Here is a 22,640-nt window from a genome sequence, read left to right as displayed (position 1 = left end):
TTTTATGAAAAGCTCAGTTACAGATTTATTAGGAAATACTTTAACAATTGCCGTCAATCAAACTGCGATCGCAGCTATTACAGGATATCAAAAATATATCTCTCCCCGTAAAGGTTTTTCTTGTGCTTATCGAGTCTTACATGATAGCGATTCTTGTTCGCAACATATCAAAAAATTGATTGCAAAATATGGTATAATTGATGCAATTCCTTTAGCTCGTAAACGATTAAAAGCTTGTAAAAACGCTTATATAATTCTCAAAAGTGAAACAGAAGAAGAACGACAGCGACGTCAAAGTCGAACCAGTTGTCAGCCCGGTTGTGATTGCAAACCTGATCTAGAAGATTGCTGTACAGGGTGTGATGGGCCTGATTGTGATGTAGGTGATTGTGGTTAAAATTCAAAATCACATCCAACTTGATGTGTTAGATTTTTGGCATCATCTTGATGATATTAGATAGCAACCCTTCTACTATAGCCTTGTTGATTTTTTTTGTAGTTGCGATCGCACCCATCAACTCCTCAAACCTAAGAGGTTCAAATCAGGGGTCAGCGTAACCAAAAGTCCGTCAACTTAACCCACGTTAGCCATGAACTCAAGTTCGGGCTGTAGAGACCTTGCATGCAAGGTCTCTACGTTATCTAAAGATGACTCAAGAGTTGCCTTTCTTAACCCGTAAAACGGGTTTGAGCTTTCAGCCCGAACTTTAGTTCAGGGCTAAGTTAACACCAATGGGCGCGCCTCGCCCCTACGATGAATTGGATTTTAAGTTCAATTTTCTTGAAGAGAAACAAGGAAACAGCCCTGGGCTTATTTACAAAACTCAAATTGAGCAATTTCTTTGGGTAAAGCTGGAGCATGGGGAACTTTAACTCCTTTGGGGGCTAAAATTCCAATTCCATAAACACAGCCATCTTTAACACTACAGGTGGCCATATTGAGATTAAGTTCATAATCTTTGAATTCGGGGGGTTTAAAAGTCATGACCGATAAGGTATCTTTCTCCGACTGTAAAACTTCTCCGCCGAGGGTTTTAATACTCAAATTCACATCGCTACAATTTTCGTCACAATAGCCGACAAATAAATATTCTATAGAAGGGTCAAGCCGCATGGTTAAAGGGGCGTTGGCTTTCGGTGGGCCTTTACGGACAACGGGCCAAAATGCCAATTCATAACCGTCTCTTCCCGCCTCCTTAACGACTTCTTTGAGTTTACAAACCACTGTTTTCTCGTCTGCGGTGAGTTCCTTAGCAACCGCAGCCCCCAGGAACACTGTACCTAACAGCAGCGCAAATCCAGGCCCGATTAAATGTTTGCTATTCATCGATAATTTTTGGGAAGGGATGGTATGTCGCAAAATTAGAAATATCAGGAGGATATCATATTTTTGCTTCGTTGTTGATAGCATTATGGGCTTTTAAGTCATCAATTGTAAATAAGCGATGAAATTCTAAGCCTTCCGCCGCGTAGAGTTCCCCGCCTCCCTGTTGTCGGTCTACTAAGGCAATAATATGATTTACCGCATAACCCGCATCTTGGAGGCGTTTAACGGCTTTCATCGCCGACTGTCCCGTTGTCACCACATCTTCTAAAACCACCACTGGAGTTCCGGGGGGTAAGGTTGGCCCCTCAATATAAGCTTGGGTTCCGTGTCCTTTGGCTTCCTTACGAATAATTAAAGCAAAAACGGGTTGGTTTTCATAGGCTGAAACCACACTCACCGCCGAAACAATCGGGTCAGCACCCAGGGTTAATCCGGCGACGGCTTGGGTATTTTCGGGTAACATTGCTAATAATAAACGGCCGATGGCTAAAGCCCCTTGAGGGTGGAGAGTAACTTGTTTACAATTAATATAATAGGAACTCTGTTGACCTGAAGAGAGGACAAAATCTCCTTCTTTGTAGGCTAACTGACACAATAAATCTAGTAGCCATTGTCGCAAAGTGGCTAAGTCTGTTGTGGCGACAGACTCGTTTAAAGTGACTTGCTGTTGTTGTTGATTCATTGATAATGAGAAGGGATTTAGTTCATTATTTTATTCTACAGGAAAGATTGCCTGCTTTTATAAAAATTTATGATTTTTGATAAAGATTAATAGTTGCCACTTGCTGAGAATTATAATAGGATGTATCCAGGTTTCTCTGGATTAACGGAAGATATGAATCGCAAACAAACAAGTCTCCTCAACTTGCAACTATTCCAGCGAATTCCGGTTTTGTTCATAACCCGGATTATTTTTCCTACAACCCTCTTCATTTGCTTATTTCCTGCTGCGATAACAGCCCAAATTATTCCGGCGCAGGATGGAACCGGAACCCAAGTTACACCCCAAGGAAATCAGTTTAATATTAATGGGGGTCGTTTATCGGGAGATGGGGCGAATTTATTTCATAGTTTTGAAAAATTAGGACTGTCTCAAGGAGAAATTCTCAATTTTATTTCTAATCCCACGATTCAAAATATCTTAGGACGAGTCACCGGGGGAGACGCTTCTTTTATTAATGGATTAATTCAAGTTACGGGGGGTCATTCTAATTTATTTTTAATCAATCCTGCCGGAATTGTCTTTGGGGAAAACGCCAGTTTAAATATTCCTGCTGCTTTTACCGCAACAACAGCAAGCTCTATTGGATTTGGGAATCAGAATTGGTTTCAATCTATCGGTGAAAATCAATGGCAAACCTTAGTTGGAACTCCTAGGAATTTTGTCTTTAATTCTGAAAATCCAGGGAGTTTAGTTAATTTAGGAAATCTCACCGTTTCCCCCGGAGAAAATATTACCTTATTAGCAGGTACGGTTTTAAATACAGGAACAGTATCCGCACCAGGGGGACAAATTACCATTGCGGCGGTAACGGGGGAAAACTTAGTCAGAATTTCCCAAGACGGACATTTATTAAATTTAGAATTAACCTCAGATATTCCCCAAACTTACTCCCCTTTTACTCCCCTATCCTTACCTGAATTATTAACAGGCGGGAACTTATCGACGGCGAATCAAGTTCAAGTCAATGAACAAGGACAGGTGATTTTAACCGCATCGGGGGTTGGCATTCCGACAGAACCTGGAACTACGATTGTATCAGGAACAATTAATGCGAGTTCTCCCCTCCAAACCGGGGGAAATATTCAATTAGCGGGAGAAAAAATTGGACTAATTAATAGTACCTTAGACGCATCGGGGTTAACTGGGGGAGGAACAATTTTAATTGGGGGAGACTATAAAGGATTAGGGGATTTTCCGACGGCTGAAAAAACCTTTATTAGTTCCGATTCTTTTGTCAATGCGAATGCTTTAGCAACCGGAAATGGCGGTCGAGTTATTGTTTGGTCTGGGGACTTAACTCAAGTTTATGGTGCGATTCAAGTTCGAGGAGGAACACAAAATGGCAATGGCGGATTTGTTGAAACCAGTAGTCGCGGTATTTTAGACATTAACATAGCACCCGATATTGCAGCACCCTCCGGGTTAGGGGGAACGTGGTTACTTGACCCGAATAATATTGATATTGTCGATGATACTCAGGGAAATACAAACCTGAATGAAAATTTTTTATCAACAGGTGAATTATTATTTAATACCACTGATGATAATGCTCGGTTAAGTGTATTTCTCTTACGAAATGCCTTAACCGAAGGAAATGTTGTTGTAGAAACGGGAGATGCGGGAAACAATTCCCAAGAGGGAAATATTACCTTTCAAACTTCCTTAAACTTTAATGGGATAGGGGGAGAACGAAGTTTAACGTTAAATGCAGCCGGAAATATTATTTTAGACGGACAAACAATTAGTGATAGTAATCCTGGTGATAGTGATCAATTAAACATTAATTTTAATGCCGATTTTGAAAATAATAATAATGGTTCTATTTTTATTCGTAACGCTATAATTGATACAAACGGAGGAGATTTCACCGCATCAGGTCAAGGAAATCCTACGTTTCTTTCTGGGGTTTGGATAGATAATAGCCAACTGAATACCCTGGGAGGGAATATTAACCTTGAGGGAATTGCCGTTGATAACTTACCCTTTAATCATGGGATTTTATTAACCAATAGTAGCTTAAATTCTACCAATGGGAATGTTACCTTAACGGGAACCAGTGGCGCACAAACTGATACCAATATGGGGGTATGGTTACAACAATCTACCATTAATTCAGACGCAGGTAGTATTAATATTTTAGGAAATAGTCAAGGCAGCCAAACTAATAATATTGGAATTTTACTCAATAATAATTCTACCTTACAAAGTACAACGGGAAATATTAGCTTAATCGGAAGTAGTGACAATGGCTTAAATAGTTTTGGAATCAATTTAAACCAAAGCCGGATTTTAACCGTTGATGGCACTATTCAACTGACAGGAACTCCCGCCGGAAGTGATGGGAGTGTGGGAATTTATGTCAGTGAGAGTAATATTGCTTCAACGGGAACCGGAATTATTGATTTGCGCGGCAATAATAACGCCACTGGGGATAATAATGATGGAATTTCTATATTAAATAACGGACTTATTTTTTCGGCTGGAACTGGAAGAATTAATCTATCCGGGGTGAGTGGTGAGGGGAATAATAGCGAGGGAATATTTATTGCTGATGGACAAATACAAACTCTCGATGGAGATGTTTCAATTCAGGGTTTAGGACGGGGTTCAAATACAAGTCCGGGGATTTTCATTGGGGATAGAGGCGAAATTGTTTCTAGTGGAATTGGTAATATTAGTTTAGATGGATTAAGTAATGCCACAGGAAGTGGGAGTCATGGTATTTCCTTATTTGGAGATGCAAACCTTACCGCAAAAACAACAGGAAATATTACCCTGGTTGGAAGTAGTAGTCAGGCTACAAATAGTCAAGGTATTTTTATTCTCGATAACCCTATTCTTCAAGTTAGTAATGGAAATCTCAATTTAACAGGAGTGAGTACAGCACCGTTTAACGGACAGGGTATTTTATTAGGAAATAGTCTGCTAACCTCATCAGGAACAGGAACCATTAATTTAAGTGGAACGGGGAATGGCACTGGGGGAGATAGTAATGGTATTCTTTTAATTAATGGTACACAAATTAATAGTTTAGGTTCTGGGGATATTAATGTACAAGGTCGTGGTGCTGCGGTTCCTGAGAGTGAAGGGATAGGAATTTTTCAAGGAAGTCAAATTCAAACTAATACGGGGTCAATTTTAATCGATGGCGTGAATAATGGTGAGAATACAACCAGTGTTATTATTGGAGAAAATAGCCCAGTTACAACAACAGGTTCAGGAAGTATTACCATATCGGGAAATCAGAATTTATTGATTAGTTCTTTGACAAATTCTGGTGGTGCAATTAATCTCAAAAGTAGCGAAGGAAGTATTAATAGTAGTTTTGGAACTCTGGATAGTAGTTCGGCTGTTGGAAATGGGGGAACTGTTACGGTTGATGCGGCGGGTAATATTACTATTGCGAGTATTAATTCCAGCACAACTGCTAATTCCAGTAATACTCAAGCGGGAAGCATCATCCTGACTTCTGCCAATGATACGGTAACAATTACTAATAATATTAATGCTTCAGCAACCACAGGTCAGGGAAATAATATTACGATTTCTGCACCTGTTCAACTGACCCAACCCACCACTACTTTTAATACCGTAGGGAGTACCAGTAGTGGGAATATTATTTTTAATAATACGGTTGATGGAACCACACCGGGAAGCAATAGTTTAATTCTGCAAGCGGGAACGGGAACGGTCAGTTTTAATGATAGTGTGGGGAATATTAACCTCCTCAATGGGTTAACAATAACGGGGGGTAATATTAATAGTATAGCACCGATTAATATTGCTACTTCTGGATTAACTATTAATGCTAGTGGAGCAGTTAATTTAGCCGATGTTTTAGCTAATAAGGGCGGAATTGTCAATATTTTAGCAACGGGAAATATTACAACTCAGGATATTATTACTGAGGGTCAAACTATAACCTTAACCAGTAGTAACGGTGACATTAATACCCAAAACGGAATTTTAGAAAGTCAGTCTGCAAATAATAATGGCGGAAACCAAATTATCAACGCATCGGGAACGGTTACGTTAGGAGAAATCAATACCAGTACCACCTCTAGTTCAAGTAATAGTCAAGCCGGAACCCTAGATATTACATCGGGAAATAATACCATTAGTTTAACCGGAGATATTAATACCTCTGCGGCTCAAGGTCAGGGGAGTAACGTTAATTTTAACGCTAATGTTATCCTTCCTAAAGATAACGTAACGATAACAACAACGGGAAATAATAGGAGTGGTAATGTTACCTTTAATGGAACTGTAAATGGAGGTCGTGATAATAATTCTGGGACTAATAGTTTAACCCTACAAACGGGAGAGGGGAATGTTAATTTTAATCAAGCGGTCGGAGATAACATTCCTCTACAAACTTTAACGATAAATAGCAGAAATATTGTTACTCAGTCTCCGGTTACTGTTGATAATGGCGGAATTAATATTACCGCAACGGAAGATGTTACCTTTGGCGATACCGTGACAACGAATAATAATAGTCCCGTTGATGTTGTCGCTGAGGGAGACATTACCACAAGGGATATTATTAGTAATGGAGAACGAATTGTGCTCACCAGTAATACGGGAAATATTAATACAACGGCGGGTATTCTTAATAGTAGTTCTACCACCGAAGATGGAGGAAAAATTAACCTGAATGCGGCTCAAAATTTAACCGTCGGTGAAATTAATACCCGGACTGAATCTAATTTAGAAACCTCTCAAGCTGGAACCCTAACTCTGGCTGGAAATAGTATCACGTTAACCAATAATATTGATACATCTGCGACTATCGGTTCGGGTAATAATATTACGTTTAATTCTCCCGTTATTTTAGATGCGGATACTGTAACTTTAACGACATCAGGAACCGCAGGAAGTGGAAATGTTACCTTTAATAATACCGTTGATAGTAATACACCCGGAAATTCTAATTTAAACATTCAAGCTGGGACAGGAACTGTTAGCGTTAATGAAACTATCGGAGGAACGAATACACTAAATGGCTTAGAGGTTAATAGTGGAGATATGAATAGTAACGCTGCTATTACTGTTGACGCAGGAGGCGTTAATCTTAATAGTAGTGGAACGGTTAATTTAACTGAACCTATCACCACCACCAATACCGGAACGATTAATATTAATGCAGAAAATAATATCACTACGGTTGACCTAAAAACCCAAGGTCAAGATATTAACCTCAATAGTAATACCGGAACTATTAATACCAGTTCAGGAACTATTAATACCAGTTCAACCAATAGCAATGGCGGTGATATTAATCTGACAACAACCGCAACCGTTACCCTCGGTGGAATTAATACCAGTACCCAAACCAACCAAGCGGGAACCCTAAGCGTTAGTGGTGAAACTATTGCGTTAACCGGAAATATTAATACCTCTGGAAATAGCGGTACAGGAAGTAATTTAACCTTCAATAACCCCGTTGAACTAACTCAACCTGTTAATATCAATACCTCTGGAACATCGGGAAGTGGAACTATTACCTTTAACAATAAAGTTAACAGCATTCCTGCTAATAATAACGGTTTAACCCTGCAAGCGGGAACCGGAGATATCCAATTTAATAATAGCGTAACTGTTGGTGGATTAGATATTACGGCCGGAACCGTTAATAGCACCTCTCCTGTTACTGTTGATACTGGAAACGTCAGAATTAATTCCAGTGATACTGTCACCCTTCCCCAAGATATTACCACCACAAATGGCAGTCAAGTTGAAATTACCGCGACTAATAATATTGTCACCGAAAATATCACCACCAACGGTCAACCTATTACCCTCAATAGTTCTAATGGAAATATTACAACAAACCCCGGAACTCTCAATACCAGTTCCGAAAATAATGGCGGTGCTATTACCATTAATACCCCAGGAACTCTCAACTTAGGCGGCGTTAATACCAGTACCAATAACGGTCAAGCTGGAACCCTCAATATCAATACTCAAAATAATCCGATTATTTTAAATAGCGATATCAATACCTCTGCAAATAATGGTGATGGAAGTCAACAACAATATAATAGTCCCGTTCAACTCGCATCCCCTAATATTACCCTAACTTCATCCGGGAGTAATAGCAGTGGAAATATTAGTTTTAATTTCCCGGTAAATGGGAATAGCAATTTAACCGTTAACGCCGGAAGTGGTAATATTACGTTCTCAACCGTTGGTGATAGTAACCCCCTCTCTAATTTACAAGTCAATACCACTGGAGTAACAACCCTACAAGGCAATTTAAACGTTAATAATATTGTTGATTTTAGTAATGCTTTAGGAGGAACCCAACTCGCCAATAATATCAGTATTAATACCGCCGCCAATAATGGCAATATTCTATTTAATAATAGTCCGATAACAGGTTCCCAAACCCTAACTCTTAATGCAGGAAGTGGAACCATTTCTCTGAATAGCGTTGGTAATAATAATAACCCCGTAAACGGATTAATTTTCCAACAAGCAAACGCCGTTAACCTGTTTGGCGATATCTACACCGCCACCGGACTCGATTTCTCTTCCGTAAATACCGCAAATATTGCTGGAAATCAAGTTACATTAAACACTAGCATTGGAAATGGAGCCATTAACTTTCTCGGCTCAACCCTTACTGGACAAGGACAATTAACCCTCAATGCCGGAAACAATGATGTAAATTTAGATACCTTTAATTCCGAAACTCCCCTCAACGGTTTAGGCATTACCGCCAGAACCGTCCAAGCAAGCGCTCCCATTACGGTAGGGTCAGGGGGACTGAATATTAATGCGAGTAATATTGTCAACCTCAATGCCAATACCCTCAGTAATAGTACGGTTACAATTACAGCCATTAACGACATTAACACCCGTGACATTACGGCTTCTGAGGGTATTAAATTCAACAGTCGCAACGGGAATATTACGGTTAATTTTCTCAACACTTCAGCCCCTAATTCTAACGCTGGGGATATCACATTAAATACCCCCCAAGGGAATATCACCACCAATAGTCTGAATAGTTCATCCCCCAATGGTCAGGGTGGGGAGATCTCCCTAAGTAGCCCCACCGGAACTGTTACAACCGGGAATATACTGACATCAGGCTTAACTGGCGGTAATATTAGTATCAATGCACAAACCAGTATTACGACCGGACAAATAAACACCCAAGGCCAAACCCAAGCTGGTAACGTATTCCTCGACCCCACCAACGATGTGCAAGTCGAATCTATTAATGCTGAATCTCCTAATGGTCGTGGTGGTAACGTTTTCGTAGAATCAACTCAAGGCTACTTCCGTGCTACTAATTCCTTCCCCACCTTATTTTCCCCAACGGGAACCGCCAGTATCTCCACGGCGGGTCGCCTGGGTAGCGGTTCGATTACCATTCGTCACGCCGGAGGGCCACTCAATCTCCCCGTTGCTCCCTTTGAAATCGGAGAAAACTTAACCCGCAATGGAACCGCCGCCGCTATTACAACCGGTGATTTTAGCATTCTTCCACCGCAAACCTTTGAGGGTTCATTTACATTAGGAAATATTGCCATTCAAACTGATGACGCGCCAAATATTCCTTTCAATGAAAATCCTACCCAAGGGAATACCGGAGTTATTATTCAACAAAATATATTAATTCCTCCCAACTCCGAGGAAAAAAACAATTTAATTCCTTCTGAATTGATCAATAATCCAACTAACTCTTCCTTACCTCAAGAACTGTTATCAACTACAGATATTGCTTTTCAATCGAATAACTTAGATTCTAGTATTTTACTTTTAGAACAGTTAAGAAATCAAGAATTTAAACAATATTTAGGAGTTCAACCTAATTTATTAAACCGTTTAGAAGTTCAACAAATTTTAAAACAAATTGAATTAAAAACGAAACAAATTTATGCGATTGTGTATATGGTTTCCCGTGAGGATCAATTAGAAATAATTGTCGTTCCTTCCTCCGGTGAACCTTTGCGCCATAGTGTTCCTGAAGCGACACGAGAAAAATTATTCTCCGTTGTTCGAGACTTGCAAAGCGAAATTACAAATCCCCGAAAACGCAATACAGTGAGTTATCAAGCTCCGGCTCAACAACTCTATGAATGGATGATTCAACCCATAGCAGAGGATTTAAAAAAATTAGGGGTTTCTACGATTCTTTTCTCCCTCGACCCCGGTTTACGCAGTTTACCCATCGCAGCATTATGGGATGGTCAACAATTTTTAATCGAAAAATATGCGATTAGTTTAATTCCCAGTACCAGCTTAGTTGACTTTCGGTATCAACCCATTGGTCAAGCCGAAGTCTTAGCAATGGGAGCCAGCCAATTTCAACAACAAAACCCTTTACCTGCGGTTCCCGTCGAATTACAAAATATTATTGAACTTTGGCCGGGTGAAGAATTTTTAAACGAAGGATTTACTCTGGAAAATTTGAAAGCTCAACGTCGTCTATCCGATTTTAAAGTGATTCATTTAGCCACCCATGCTGATTTTAAAGCTGGAGTTCCCAGTAATTCTTATATCCAATTATGGAATGAAAAATTACCCCTGACAGAATTACCCAGTTTAAATTTCGATAATCCAACAGTAGAATTATTAACCTTAAGTGCCTGTCGAACAGCATTAGGAGATCGGCGTTCAGAATTAGGATTTGCCGGGTTAGCAGTGCAAGCGGGAGTTAAATCTGCCTTAGCGAGTTTATGGTATGTGAGCGACCAAGGAACCTTAGCCTTAATGAGTGAATTTTATCAAGATTTAAGACAAGCTCCAATTAAAGCGATCGCATTACAAAAAGCACAAATTGATATGATTCAAGAAAAAACTCGCCTCGAAAATGATCAATTAATTACCACCTTTCGCACAATTCCTCTCCCTCCTGATCTCGCAGGAACAAATATTACCAGCCTATCCCATCCCTATTATTGGTCAGGATTTACAATGATTGGAAGTCCTTGGTAATCAGTTATCAGTTATCAGTTATCAGTTTTTAGTTGGGTAGTGTGAGCGTCCTCGCTCGCTAACAGCCAATAACTAACAACTAACAACCAATAACTAACAAGTAACAGTAGTCAATTATTAACCATCAATTCTCAACGTTAAAATAACAGTTATGGGGTTAGGTTGAGCGGGTTTCCAAGTTAAGAGCGATCGCCGAATTAATTCAATGATTTTAGCATCTTGAATGGTAGAAGCTTCTTCATCTAAAATCACCTGTTTAACTCGTCCTTTATGAATCTTTAACTCAAACACTAAATCACCCTTAATTCCCGTTGGAATTTTAATTGATTGTAAATGTTGAGTTAAAAAAGCGATCGCTTCTTCATCTAATCCCGTCGCGCTCACTATCTCTAAAGCCGTTAAAATAGGAGATGGAGGTTCAAATTCTGAAAATACGCCTTCCGCTTCCGCGAAAAAAGCATTCATCTCTGTTGGCTCTGAAAACGCCAAACTATTATTCATCTTGGGGCTTTGCGCTTTCATCATTCGAGGCATCATAGAACGGCTCGCTCTCGCTGGAGCAGAGGGAGCCTGTAACGCAGAACCATAGCCATAAATCGCCTCATAATTGACTGCTTCCGGCATTTCCACAGGGACTTGCACCGACACCAACGCTTCACTTGGATTCACCCGCACGTCATCACTCACTGCCACAAACGCGGTATACTGAGATAATAGCTGATAAGTGAGAGCCGTTTCCGTTACCGCCTCTACTCGCGCCTTGGTTTCCCCTTGTACCATCTGATTCATCAATGCCTTAATTCGTGAGCGTCCCCACAATTGAGCAACAGCTGGATTCCCCCCAGATTCAAAATTCAAGTTCAACTGCTGTTGATAAGCAGTGCCACCCGCAGCAGACCCCTGAATCTGCAAAATGCCAGAATTGCTATCCGGTTTCTTGCCAAATAAGACTAAGGGTTGTTCTGCAAACAAATCCGATACTAGGGTGGGATAAATAACAGGTTGTTCTCCCTCTCCTTGCCAAGAAACCTGAATATTGGTTAAAACCGGGTTATTAATCTGAGAAAAAAACTCTTGCACAACGGGTTCTACAGGTTCATCATGGCGAATAATCCGAGAAATCCCTCGCCCCAACTCAGCAATGCGGTTAATCAAAAAGCGATTAACGGAACTTCCCGCCCCAAAACTATGCAGGCGGTTTCCGGGTTTGAGATGTTGTTGTACCTCCGCCAGCACTTGATTTTCATTACCAATATATCCATCAGTCAACAACACCACCGTCCGCAACCGTCCCACATCCGCAACCGGGAAATTTAAAACCGCCTGAATTCCCCGTAATAGTTCCGTGCCTCCATCCGCCTGTAATTGATTAATATACTGCAACGCTTGGGCGCGATTTTGGGGGGTGTTCGCCAAGGGAACCGCAGACAACTGTTGCGTGGTATTGGCAAAATCAATAATACTAAAGGTGTCGTCTGGATTCAAGTGATTAATAAACTGTCGCATCAATTCCTGACATTGCATCAGTGGCATACCCTGTTGAGAACCCGAAGTATCGATGAGAAAAACCACATCTTTCGGAACAATCTGATCCGCAGCATACTCAATAGCAGGAATCAAATAAACTGCGAAATGTCCTCCCCGTTCATCGCTTTGGGTCAAAACCGTTGTTTGGGTGTGTTCTCCAGCCACCTGATACCGCAACATCAAGTCTTTATTGGGGATGGTATCTCCCTGAGCTAAGGTAATTCGGGCATTTTGTCCACTATGGTCAATCTCCAGTTGGTGGGAGGGAGAATTAATCCCCAGAATCGGCACTCCTGCATCAATTTCAACCGTTACATTAATATCATGGCGCGATCGCATCCCCTCCGGCAAAATCGGCGCATTTAAACGAGACGCATTGGGAACTAAATCCGTATCTTGATTTTGGGTTAGGGGTGCGCTGGGATCTTCAATGGCTACCCCCGGAATATAACGGGGGCCAACCACCATTGGAAACACAAATTCATAATTTCCTCCGGTAAATTTCAAGCTATCGGAATAGCAAATAATGACATCAATTTGTTCACCGGGTTTAATATTAGCCAAAGATTGAGTAAAAATATTATCCCGTTCTTGTTCTAACAGTCCGGCGGTGCGTCCTTGTTGTTTCGCCAGTTCATAAATTTGTTGGGCTTCTTCCCGTTTTTTAATGTTACCTTTAATGGTGTGATCGCCAATTTGAATCAACATTTCATCGACAGCGGCTTCATCGGGTAACGGAAAAATATAAACTGCTTCTAAGGTTGTGGTAAAAGTATTTTCAAAACTCTGGGTGACTTCCACCCGTGACAGATTCCCCGCAATTTTAGCACTAACATTCGTATGTTTAAGGGGAAAGGCGATCGGTTCTTCGTTAGGGGTTTGAATATATAACCCACTCGGTTGATTTTTAATAATTTGAGGCATAGGGAGATAACCTCTCGGCTTGTTAACTGTTTCTAGTGTAGCTTTGTTTTTTGGGAAATGCCTCTCTGTTGAGATCTTTGCGACATTATTCTTAATTTACACCTTATTGTATACTCAATTGAGGCAAACTAAATTTATAAAATTTACTGTGACTGACGAAAACCTTTATCTGAAGCGGTTTTTAGATCCCATTAAAGTTTGTAGGCGGTATAAACCTAAATTTGGATTAGGAAATCGAGAAGAAGGATTAGATTTAGCGGGATTTCTATCATTATATGGTTCAGATCCGTTTTATTCTTGGATTGGTCTGAATTCAGATTTAATGTATGCTGCTCATAAAGCTGCGGGAGGAATGACTTCTATTTATCGACAAATTGGGAGAGGTTGTGAAAGTTTATTTCGACAGATTATTATTGATCAAGCCAATTATGATGATCCAAAAGATGTTCTATGGTCTTACACAGTGCAGACAAGAAACAATAAGGAAAGAACGTTATCCTTAGATGCTCGATTAGAATTAACGGCAATTCAAAATTATGATGTTAGAGAAAGAGTCACGCAATGGATAGCAAATTATAGTCAATCTCTGGATGTTCCTGCACCTGCAAATGGAGCCGTATTTGAAGTTCGACAAGGTTATAAAAGTAAAGATAGTAAAAGACAAAATGCTGATATTGATAATATTGCCGCTGCTTGGGCTAATGGATACTTACCTGTATTTGCTATTTTTTCCTCACAAATTGATTCCGATTTAGTCTTAAGATATCGGAATAGCCGAGGAGGAATTATCACCGGAACTTTATTAGGAACTAGCCAAAATTCTCTGTTTGTTTTTTCCAAGAATGTGTTAGGCTATGATTTAGCCGATTTCTTGCACCGAAATTCTTCATTAATTCGAGATGAAATATATACAACGCTAGAAGCTTTATTAAGGGCTGAATAATGTTATCAACTGTAAAACAAAGACCGGAATATACCTTTAAACATAATCAGAATTTAGGACGACACGGATGGTTACGTCTGACTCCTGCCTATGGTGTTAAATTAGTTGAAAAGCTTTTAACTTCTGTTGAACCAGACGCAATGATTCTTGATCCCTTTTCCGGTACAGGAACGACAGGACTTGTAGCGGCAGAACAGGGAAAACAGGCAATTTTATTTGATATTAATCCGTTTTTAGTTTGGTTAGGAACTGCCAAATGTAGAAACTATTCTAAGGCTGAAATAACAGATATCAGGAACAGAATAAAACTTGCTTTTAAGGATTATAAAGCTTTAATTAATCAAGACAATTGGATACCCGCTATATTTAATATTGAAAGATGGTGGTCTAGGCATACCCTAAAATTACTGACAGCTTTGCGAACCGCTTTAGTCAATTATTTTGGTGAACCCGAAAATAATCATTATAGTTTAGTGTGGATTGCTTTTTGCCGTCTGATTATCGAAACTTCTTCCGCCTCGTTTAACCATGTTTCTATGTCATTTCAGGAAACAGTTAACCAGTTTGATATAGAATATACTGAAGACTTATTTCTGACTATTCTTGAGTTTATTTTAAAAACAGCAGAAACCAATATTTCAGGGATGATAACTATTATTGAGACAGATTCTAAAACTCTAATCGGATTAGATCATATTAAAGCTGATCAAGTGATTACTTCACCACCTTATCCTAATCGCATGAGTTATATTCGTGAACTGCGTCCTTATATGTATTGGACTAAGTTTATAACTGAAGCAAAAGAAGCTGGTGAAATTGACTGGTTAACAATTGGGGGAACTTGGGGAATTGCTACCAGTCGTTTAAATTCTTGGCAAATCGAAGAAAAAAATTTACCTAAAGAACTATTTATAACTGTAGATAAAATCAACAAATCTGGGGGTAAAAATGCTGATTTAATGGCTATTTATGTGTTAAAATATTTTCATGATATTCATCTTCATTTATCTTCACTGAGGTCTATTCTTAAAGATCAAGCAAATTTATATTATATTATTGGTAATTCAAATTTTTTTAACAATACTGTTGATACAGCATTAATTTTATCTGAGTCTCTGAAAATTTTAGGTTATAAACAGATCAATTATGAAATTATCAGAAAACGAAATTGTCATAAAGCATTATATGAATATTGTGTTTCTGCAAGTCGAACCGAAAGTAAGACATAAACAGACAAATACGCCTACCTTGACTCACTAGGTTATAGAGTTTAAATGGGTAAAAGCTTAACACCTGTTCAAACTCCCCCAGTTTTTGGTAAAGAATTTTTAAGGTTACGTCTATATCTTCTAAATGTTGACGAGCGCTCATTTGTTTTTTCTAGCTTCAATTCCGATGATTATTAATATGGCGAATTCTTGCCCCAGCCCATTGTAATTTTTCTCTTAAAGTTTGATAAAACGAATAATTCTCACGCAGAATAATAAATTTTGCCTCACAATTTGCCATGGAAACATCCACCCGTTGACCGGGCCAAACCGACGTTGCTAATACCCCATCCATCCAGAGTTTAGTATCATGTTCCGGGTCAGCTAACGGCCAAACACTAACAACTGAACCGGGAGGTAAAACGATGGGACGGCTGGATAAACTTAAGGGGCAAATGGGAGTAACCGTAATAGCTGCCATTCCAGGGTGTAAAATCGGCCCTCCGGCGGATGTATTATAACAAGTGGAACCGCTTGGTGTGCCCACAATTAAACCATCCCCTTGATATTGATCAACAACTTCTCCATCCACTTCCATTTCTAAAAATGATGTAGGCATTCGATAAGCAGAAGCTGGTTTTATACACATTTCATTTAAAGCTAAAAAGCGATCACTAACGGGTTCTAAATTCGTGCGATTTCCTTCATAAACAGTCGCTTGTAACATCACCCGACTTTGCACAGCATAACGATCTTGAAACAATCTATCAATCACGGCTTCTGTATTTTCAACATCTTCAAAATACTCGGTTAAAAATCCTAAATGTCCCCCTATATTAGCGGCTAAAATTGGAATTCCTTCCGGGGCTAAATGTCGAGCGGCGGCTAAGGCTGTTCCATCTCCACCTAATACAATGGCTAAATCGATGGGAATGTTACTAGAAGCGAGAAAAACCGGATAGGGGTTATCTTTAGCACCACTTGGCCCCATTAATACATGACATCCCTGCTTTTCTAAATATTTAGCATATTGTTCCGCCCAGCGTTGGCTTAACGGATCTCTAGCTTTATGCGCGATAATAACCTGTTTAATTTCCACGACGCTATCCCATTTTTGCTCAAAGTCTTGTTATTATTATCCCTGATCGATTACCAAATTTGGATAAATTGATTACACTAGATTGGTAGAGCTAAAATTAAGTTAGGGTTCAACTCAAATCTGCCGAGTTTTTTATTGAATAAACCCGGTTTCTAAGATCTAGCACGGGGCCAAGGAATAGACGGGTTAGCAACAATTGTTTGGGCAACGATACTAGCTCCATAACGGTTTAAATGACTGGGATCTGCAAAATAATTATATTGAGTTAATGCCTTTTCAGATAAATCAATAAAAATAAAACCATACTCTTGAGATAACTGTTGCATTTGTTCTTGAAATTCAACTTCAGCCGACCAGCGAGTGCCATCTAAATAATCATCCGTGAGAGGTAAATTCACAAACACCAATTGAATATTATTAGAACGAACAAAAGCGACAACTGAATCAAACGCTCTCGCTTGTTCTCCTCCTAAATTAAAGGCTCGATAATCTCCATCATAAGCTCCAGAAACATAAGGTTTTTGCTGATAATAGGTCTTGGGGTTAAACCGAATCGATAAAGGTAAAAATCCATTGGCTTCAATGGCATCTAAAGAAACAAGAGTTGCAGAAACATTAAATTCTGAAGGGCGATAGAATAAATTCTGATAGCTAGATAGAGTATTATCATTAGAAATTGCAGCTAAACTAGAATCATAATCTTGAATAAAACTAGAAGTTTCAAACTGAAATTTAGGGTTGTCTTTCAGTTTACAAGAGTTTGGTAATTGATAACATTTGGTTTTAGAATTTGGTTCAGCTTTAGCTAATTGGGGACGAATTCCAGCCGCTATTTTTTGATGGGCTTGTGAAGCCATAATTGCCTCATAGGTGCGATCAATTCGACCACTATTAAACGCCCTCACTCCATCCGCCCAAATAATTAATTTAGGGAGTTGTTCTGGGGTTAAAACTTCTCTTAAAATATAATCGACAACTTGCGCCGTTGCACCATTAACTCCAAAGTTAAAAATCCTTAAATTTTGATATCCTTTTTTAGCTAACGCTTGCTGCATTTGTGCCGGATCAACCCCTTGTAAGGCGCGAGAACTGCCCACAATTAAAATATCAGGTCTACCAACGGTACTCAAATAAGATAAATATAATTGTAATTGTTGATCTAACGGTTCACTATCAAAACTGGGAAACTGAGCAACGGAACCCGAACGTGCGGCTTGCTGTTGAGAATAAGCTAAATTTCGCATATATTCAATCACTTTTTTCTCAGCAAATACTCGTTTAGGACTATTAGCAGGAACCGCTTGCATCCACGCCACCGCTTGTAACCATAACCGGGCGACTTCATCCCATTCTGATTTAGATTTAGCGGTTTGGGCTAAATTAGCAGCTTGCAAAGCAAATTTCATCGATTCATCTAAATGATTTTCTTCAATACAAGTTTGAGATTTAGAAAGAGTTTGATTCGATAAATTTTCCTGTCCCACTAATATTTTGTTGGCATCTAATTTCGGAGAATTGGGAATAATAGAAGCTGCGATCGCAGTCTCAGAAGAAGCAGGAGGTTGAGAAGATTGTTTCAATGATGAACACCCAACCGTTAAGAGAATAAAGGGAACTGTAGCGATCATTAAGCTATGTTTACCGTTTGATCGCATCAACAAGTTCAATATAGACAATAGACTCATAGCAATTGTTAGCTAGGCGTAAATGATTTAGGTTAATCGGGCTGTCTCTGACATCATTATAAATGAAAAAGCTCCGGTTAAACCTTCCCTTCAATCATTCCCTCGGCTTGATGAACAATTGCTCTTAACTGTTCGATCCTATCTTGACTTGCTGTTTGCCACATTTTTCGTTGATAAGCTTCTAATAATCGTTCTGCCATATCCCGTAACGCCCAAGGATTTTTTTCTTGAATAAATTGTTGTACTTTCTCATCAAAAATGTAAGTATTCGCGACCCCTTCATACATAAAATCCTCAACACAATTGGCGGTGACATCATAAGCGAATAAATAATCAACGGTTGCTGATAGTTCAAACGCCCCTTTATAGCCATGTCGCATCACGCCAGCAATCCATTTTGGATTAATTACACGAGAACGATAAACTTTAGCAATTTCTTCTTTTAAAAGTTTGACTTTTGGGTTTTCAGGAATCGCATTATCCCCAAAATAAGTTTGAGGATTTTTCCCCGTTAACGTTCTAACTGCAACGGTCATTCCTCCTTGAAATTGATAATAATCATCTGAATCTAATAAATCATGTTCTCGATTATCTTGATTATGAAGAACAATTTGCATCTTTTCTAGGCGATTTTGAAACGCTTCAGACGCAGAAATTCCCTGTTGATACCCAGAATTTGCACTCGTATAAGCGTAACTACTCCAGTTAATATAAGCCGTCGCTAAATCTTGATCATCTTGCCAATTTTGCGACTCAATTAACCCTTGTAAACCTGCTCCATAAGCACCGGGTTTAGACCCGAAAATTCTCAAGCGCGATCGCAAATTTGCCTGTTCTATTGTTAAACCTTCTTTCATCCAAAATTGCGTTTCCTGTTGAACTTGTGCAGCTAAAGGGTTTTGATCTGCGGTTTCATCTAAATTAGAAATAGCAATTACCGCCTGATCAAATAAATCAATTAAATTAGGAAAAGCATCTCTAAAAAACCCGGAAATTCTCAAAGTAACATCCACACGGGGACGACCTAAAATTGAAATCGGTAATATTTCAAAATCAATTACTCGCCGTGAAGGATAATCCCAGACTGGTTTTACGCCTAATAATGCTAAGGCTTCAGCGATATCATCTCCCCCTGTTCGCATGGTTGAAGTTCCCCAAACCGATAACCCTAATGTTTGAGGATATTCCCCATTTTCTTGAGTATAACGTTCAATTAATGCGGTGGCGGCTAACTCCCCAACTTTCCAAGCGGTTTCTGTTGGAATTGCTCGAATATCAACGGAATAAAAATTGCGTCCTGTGGGTAAAACATCGGGTTTTCCCCTAGTAGGAGCACCGGATGCACCACTGGGGATAAATTGACCATCTAAACCTTTTAATAAATTTGTAATTTCTTCAGAAGTTTTTAATAAATTGGGTAATAATTTGTTGTAAATCCAGTTTAATTCCTGTTGAATTAATTTTCCTTGATTATGAAAATTGGGTAATTTTTCAATTAATTTAATCGCATATTCTTCAATTACAGCCACCCCATCCCCAACAGTTCGACAGAATTGATCATTAATGGTTTGATTAATCATTTCCCCATAATCTGAGGTTAATGGATCAAATTCTAACTGCCAATCTTCGGCGATCGCACGAGTTAATCCTAATCGTTTAGAATCAGGATGACGTGCGATCGCTATGATTAAATCCCTTAATTGTTCACCTTGGGGACATTGCCCAAAAATATGTAATCCATCTCGAATTTGTGCTTCTTTTAATTCACATAAATATCGATCTAATTCACTAAAAATAGTATTTTTATCTTGATTAATCGCTTTTTTATTAAATTTCGGTAAACCCAATTCTTCTTCTAAATTTTCCTGTTGAATTAATTGAATTATTCTTTCTGAAATTAACGATAACCGAGAGGGATCTAAACTTTGCGCTTCATAATATTCATCCATTAACCCTTCTAATTTTTGTAATGACCCATATAATTCAGCACGGGTTAACGGCGGTGTTAAATGGTCTAAAATAACCGCTTGAGAACGACGTTTGGCTTGGGTTCCTTCCCCTGGATCATTAACAATAAAGGGGTAAAAATTCGGTAATGCACCTAACGCAATTTCAGGATAACAGTTTTCTGATAATCCCACACTTTTTCCGGGTAGCCATTCCAAATTTCCATGCTTTCCTAAATGAATAATTGCATCGGCTTGAAATTGATGTCGTAACCAATAATAAAACGCTAAATAATCGGGTGTGGGTTCTAAATCCGGTGCATGATAATTTAAACTCGGATCAAGATCATATCCCCTTGAGGGTTGGATACCAATAAAAATATGACTCAGTTGAATTCCTGAAATTGCAAAACCTTGAGAGGTCTTTTGTTTCTCCTGAAAATGATGATTCCATCGCTTATTAATTGCTGTTTGAACAGATAGCGGTAGCGTTGAAAAATACTGTTGATAGTCTTCAAAGGATAAACGTTGATAAACAGACCGTAATTCCCACCCTTCAGGATCATTCGTCACACCAGAAGTTAATTGATCAATTAATTGTTCTCCGGTTTCAGGATAATTTTCTAAAGAATATCCAGCATCTTTTAACGCTTGTAGAACTTTAATACAACTTGCTGGCGTATCTAAACCCACCCCATTTGCTAACCGTCCATCTCGACAGGGATAATTCGCTAAAATAATCGCAATGCGTCGTTTTACTGGAGGTTTTTGTTGTAAATTAATCCAATTTTTCGCTAACTCTGCGACAAAGTTAATCCGATTTTCTACCGCCACATATCGCACAACATTTGTTTCTAAGATTGAATTCCAATTTTCAACAGCCTTAAAAGAAATAACCCGACTAATAATCCGTCCATCTACTTCCGGTAAAGCTACATTCATAGCAATATCCCTAGGGGAAAGTCCCATAAAATTATTCTCCCACTGTTCTAATGTTCCCCCACTTAAAATGACTTGTAAAACCGGAATATTTAAAGAAAATAATGGCGGTTGGCTGTCATCTTCTGAAATCGAAGAAATTGAAAAACTGGTAGTATTAATTAATAATTGAGGTGTTTTAGGCTTAAAATAGGTTAAAACTTCCGTTTGTAGATCAGGATCTCGTAGAGAAGAAACAAAAATAGGAATAGGTTTTAACTGATATTTAACTAATGCTTGACACAGAGAATCTATCGGATCTAAATTACCAGATAAGTAATGAGCGCGATAAAATAAAATTCCAACAGCAGCAATATAATTATCAGTTTTTATATTATAATTCAATTGATAATAACCCACTTTAGGAATAGTAACGGGAGGAATAACAGAATAATTTTTATTAAAAATATGATTAGCAATTAATAATAATGCTTGAGTAAAATTATCAACACCTCCTTCGGTTAAATATCGCCAAATTTGATTAACAATAGATAACGATACCGTTGAATGACTGATTAAATCCGGGTCAGGACGATCATCACCAGGGAGAATAATTAATTGAGCTTTTGTTTTAGCAAAAATTTCCTGTAATACTTCTAACCCATACGACCAATAGGAACGTCCTCCTAATAATCTTAAAATAATGATTTGTGCTTTTTCTAAAATGGTTTCTGCATAGGTATCAATGGTTAATTGTTGTTGTAATTGTAATAAATTCGTAACTCGAAAAGCCGGAAAATCAGCCGGAAGTTTAGACCCAACTGTTGCTAAAGTTTGAATATCTGTATCCGCCGCCGTTAAAAAAATAATGGGTGCAGGAGTTTGTTCAATAAAAATTACCCCTTCAGTATCGGGGTTCCATCCCCCCGGTGTCGCTGCAATTCTGTGCATTTTAATTCCAAAATAAAGTTAATCCTGATCCTGATCTCGATGCACAATATTCGGAGAAAAAGCCGGAAGACAAACCGCCACATATTCCGCGCCATCTTGCGTTGGTGTACTATAACGTACCCATTCTCCTTTATGCGTAATTACCGCTTGTCCTGCTAAAATATCCCGTTGACCTCCTTCATATTCTACCCGTAATACTCCCTTTAAAACCACTGTAAATTCATCAAATTCGGGTCGCTGTCCCGGTTCAATCCATCCCCCCGGAGAGTTCATATAAGCTATACTAACGGTATCGGTTTGACTGTTAACTCGTCCGATGTATTCATCAATTAATTTGGGTTTATTACCCGCAGATGTAATCCGACTCGGTTGTTCAATAAAATCAGGCATGGTAATTGTATAACGAAAGTTTAAGGTTTCATAATTTATACAAATT

Annotated in this window: 11 protein-coding genes; 4 read left to right on the top strand and 7 right to left on the bottom strand. The window is 38.9% G+C overall.

The window, feature by feature from the left end:
- Nucleotides 1–4 precede the first annotated feature (4 nt).
- Nucleotides 5–397, top strand: coding sequence for a membrane protein insertion efficiency factor YidD (gene yidD, locus NMK36_RS08920; RefSeq protein WP_254173561.1), 393 nt, complete (start codon nt 5–7; stop codon nt 395–397).
- 414 nt (nt 398–811) lie between these two features.
- Here the strand turns inward: yidD and NMK36_RS08915 are convergent, their stop codons facing one another.
- Nucleotides 812–1,327: a hypothetical protein gene (locus NMK36_RS08915; protein ID WP_254173560.1), complete on the bottom strand. Its 516-nt coding sequence runs from the start codon at nt 1,325–1,327 to the stop codon at nt 812–814.
- 55 nt (nt 1,328–1,382) lie between these two features.
- The gene (gene pyrE / locus NMK36_RS08910) at nt 1,383–2,009 is read right to left on the bottom strand and encodes an orotate phosphoribosyltransferase (RefSeq protein ID WP_254173559.1); all 627 of its coding nucleotides are present in this window, start codon (nt 2,007–2,009) and stop codon (nt 1,383–1,385) included.
- A gap of 120 nt (nt 2,010–2,129) precedes the next feature.
- On the opposite strand from pyrE, the gene NMK36_RS08905 reads away from it, so the two are divergent.
- Nucleotides 2,130–11,003 (top strand): CHAT domain-containing protein, encoded by an 8,874-nt coding sequence (locus NMK36_RS08905; RefSeq protein WP_254173558.1) that lies wholly within the window; start codon nt 2,130–2,132, stop codon nt 11,001–11,003.
- 117 nt (nt 11,004–11,120) lie between these two features.
- On the opposite strand, the gene NMK36_RS08900 is transcribed toward NMK36_RS08905, so the two are convergent.
- Entirely contained in the window at nt 11,121–13,454 is a 2,334-nt protein-coding gene (locus NMK36_RS08900) for a VIT domain-containing protein (RefSeq protein ID WP_254173557.1), read from the bottom strand.
- Nucleotides 13,455–13,602: 148 nt separating this feature from the next.
- Here NMK36_RS08900 and NMK36_RS08895 point away from each other — a divergent pair, with 148 nt between their 5' ends.
- Nucleotides 13,603–14,397: a hypothetical protein gene (locus NMK36_RS08895; RefSeq protein WP_254173556.1), complete on the top strand. Its 795-nt coding sequence runs from the start codon at nt 13,603–13,605 to the stop codon at nt 14,395–14,397.
- Nucleotides 14,397–15,626: a DNA methyltransferase gene (locus NMK36_RS08890; protein WP_072721063.1), complete on the top strand. Its 1,230-nt coding sequence runs from the start codon at nt 14,397–14,399 to the stop codon at nt 15,624–15,626. Before NMK36_RS08895 ends, NMK36_RS08890 begins: the two co-directional genes overlap by 1 nt.
- A gap of 157 nt (nt 15,627–15,783) precedes the next feature.
- Here NMK36_RS08890 and NMK36_RS08885 read toward each other — a convergent pair whose 3' ends face one another.
- The 4 genes from NMK36_RS08885 to NMK36_RS08870 all read right to left on the bottom strand — a co-directional run bounded on the left by NMK36_RS08885 (nt 15,784) and on the right by NMK36_RS08870 (nt 22,594).
- A complete protein-coding gene (locus tag NMK36_RS08885) occupies nt 15,784–16,704 on the bottom strand; it encodes an NAD(+) kinase (protein ID WP_072721061.1) in 921 nt (306 codons plus the stop codon).
- Nucleotides 16,705–16,856: 152 nt separating this feature from the next.
- The gene (locus NMK36_RS08880) at nt 16,857–18,359 is read right to left on the bottom strand and encodes a D-alanyl-lipoteichoic acid biosynthesis protein DltD (RefSeq protein ID WP_254173555.1); all 1,503 of its coding nucleotides are present in this window, start codon (nt 18,357–18,359) and stop codon (nt 16,857–16,859) included.
- A 107-nt stretch (nt 18,360–18,466) separates the two neighbouring features.
- Nucleotides 18,467–22,204, bottom strand: coding sequence for a cobaltochelatase subunit CobN (cobN, locus tag NMK36_RS08875; RefSeq protein ID WP_254173554.1), 3,738 nt, complete (start codon nt 22,202–22,204; stop codon nt 18,467–18,469).
- Nucleotides 22,205–22,222: 18 nt separating this feature from the next.
- The gene (locus NMK36_RS08870) at nt 22,223–22,594 is read right to left on the bottom strand and encodes a cupin domain-containing protein (protein ID WP_254173553.1); all 372 of its coding nucleotides are present in this window, start codon (nt 22,592–22,594) and stop codon (nt 22,223–22,225) included.
- Nucleotides 22,595–22,640: the final 46 nt, after the last annotated feature.

This window comes from Planktothrix pseudagardhii (assembly GCF_904830925.1).
GTDB lineage: Bacteria > Cyanobacteriota > Cyanobacteriia > Cyanobacteriales > Microcoleaceae > Planktothrix > Planktothrix tepida.
This window is presented reverse-complemented; position numbering and strand designations above follow the sequence as displayed.

Coding starts and splice junctions, on each gene's coding strand:
- yidD (WP_254173561.1), top strand. CDS start 5: ATGAAAAGCTCAGTTACAGATTTATTAGGAAATACTTTAACAATTGCC.
- NMK36_RS08915 (WP_254173560.1), bottom strand. CDS start 1,327: ATGAATAGCAAACATTTAATCGGGCCTGGATTTGCGCTGCTGTTAGGT.
- pyrE (WP_254173559.1), bottom strand. CDS start 2,009: ATGAATCAACAACAACAGCAAGTCACTTTAAACGAGTCTGTCGCCACA.
- NMK36_RS08905 (WP_254173558.1), top strand. CDS start 2,130: ATGTATCCAGGTTTCTCTGGATTAACGGAAGATATGAATCGCAAACAA.
- NMK36_RS08900 (WP_254173557.1), bottom strand. CDS start 13,454: ATGCCTCAAATTATTAAAAATCAACCGAGTGGGTTATATATTCAAACC.
- NMK36_RS08890 (WP_072721063.1), top strand. CDS start 14,397: ATGTTATCAACTGTAAAACAAAGACCGGAATATACCTTTAAACATAAT.
- NMK36_RS08880 (WP_254173555.1), bottom strand. CDS start 18,359: ATGCGATCAAACGGTAAACATAGCTTAATGATCGCTACAGTTCCCTTT.
- cobN (WP_254173554.1), bottom strand. CDS start 22,204: ATGCACAGAATTGCAGCGACACCGGGGGGATGGAACCCCGATACTGAA.
- NMK36_RS08870 (WP_254173553.1), bottom strand. CDS start 22,594: ATGCCTGATTTTATTGAACAACCGAGTCGGATTACATCTGCGGGTAAT.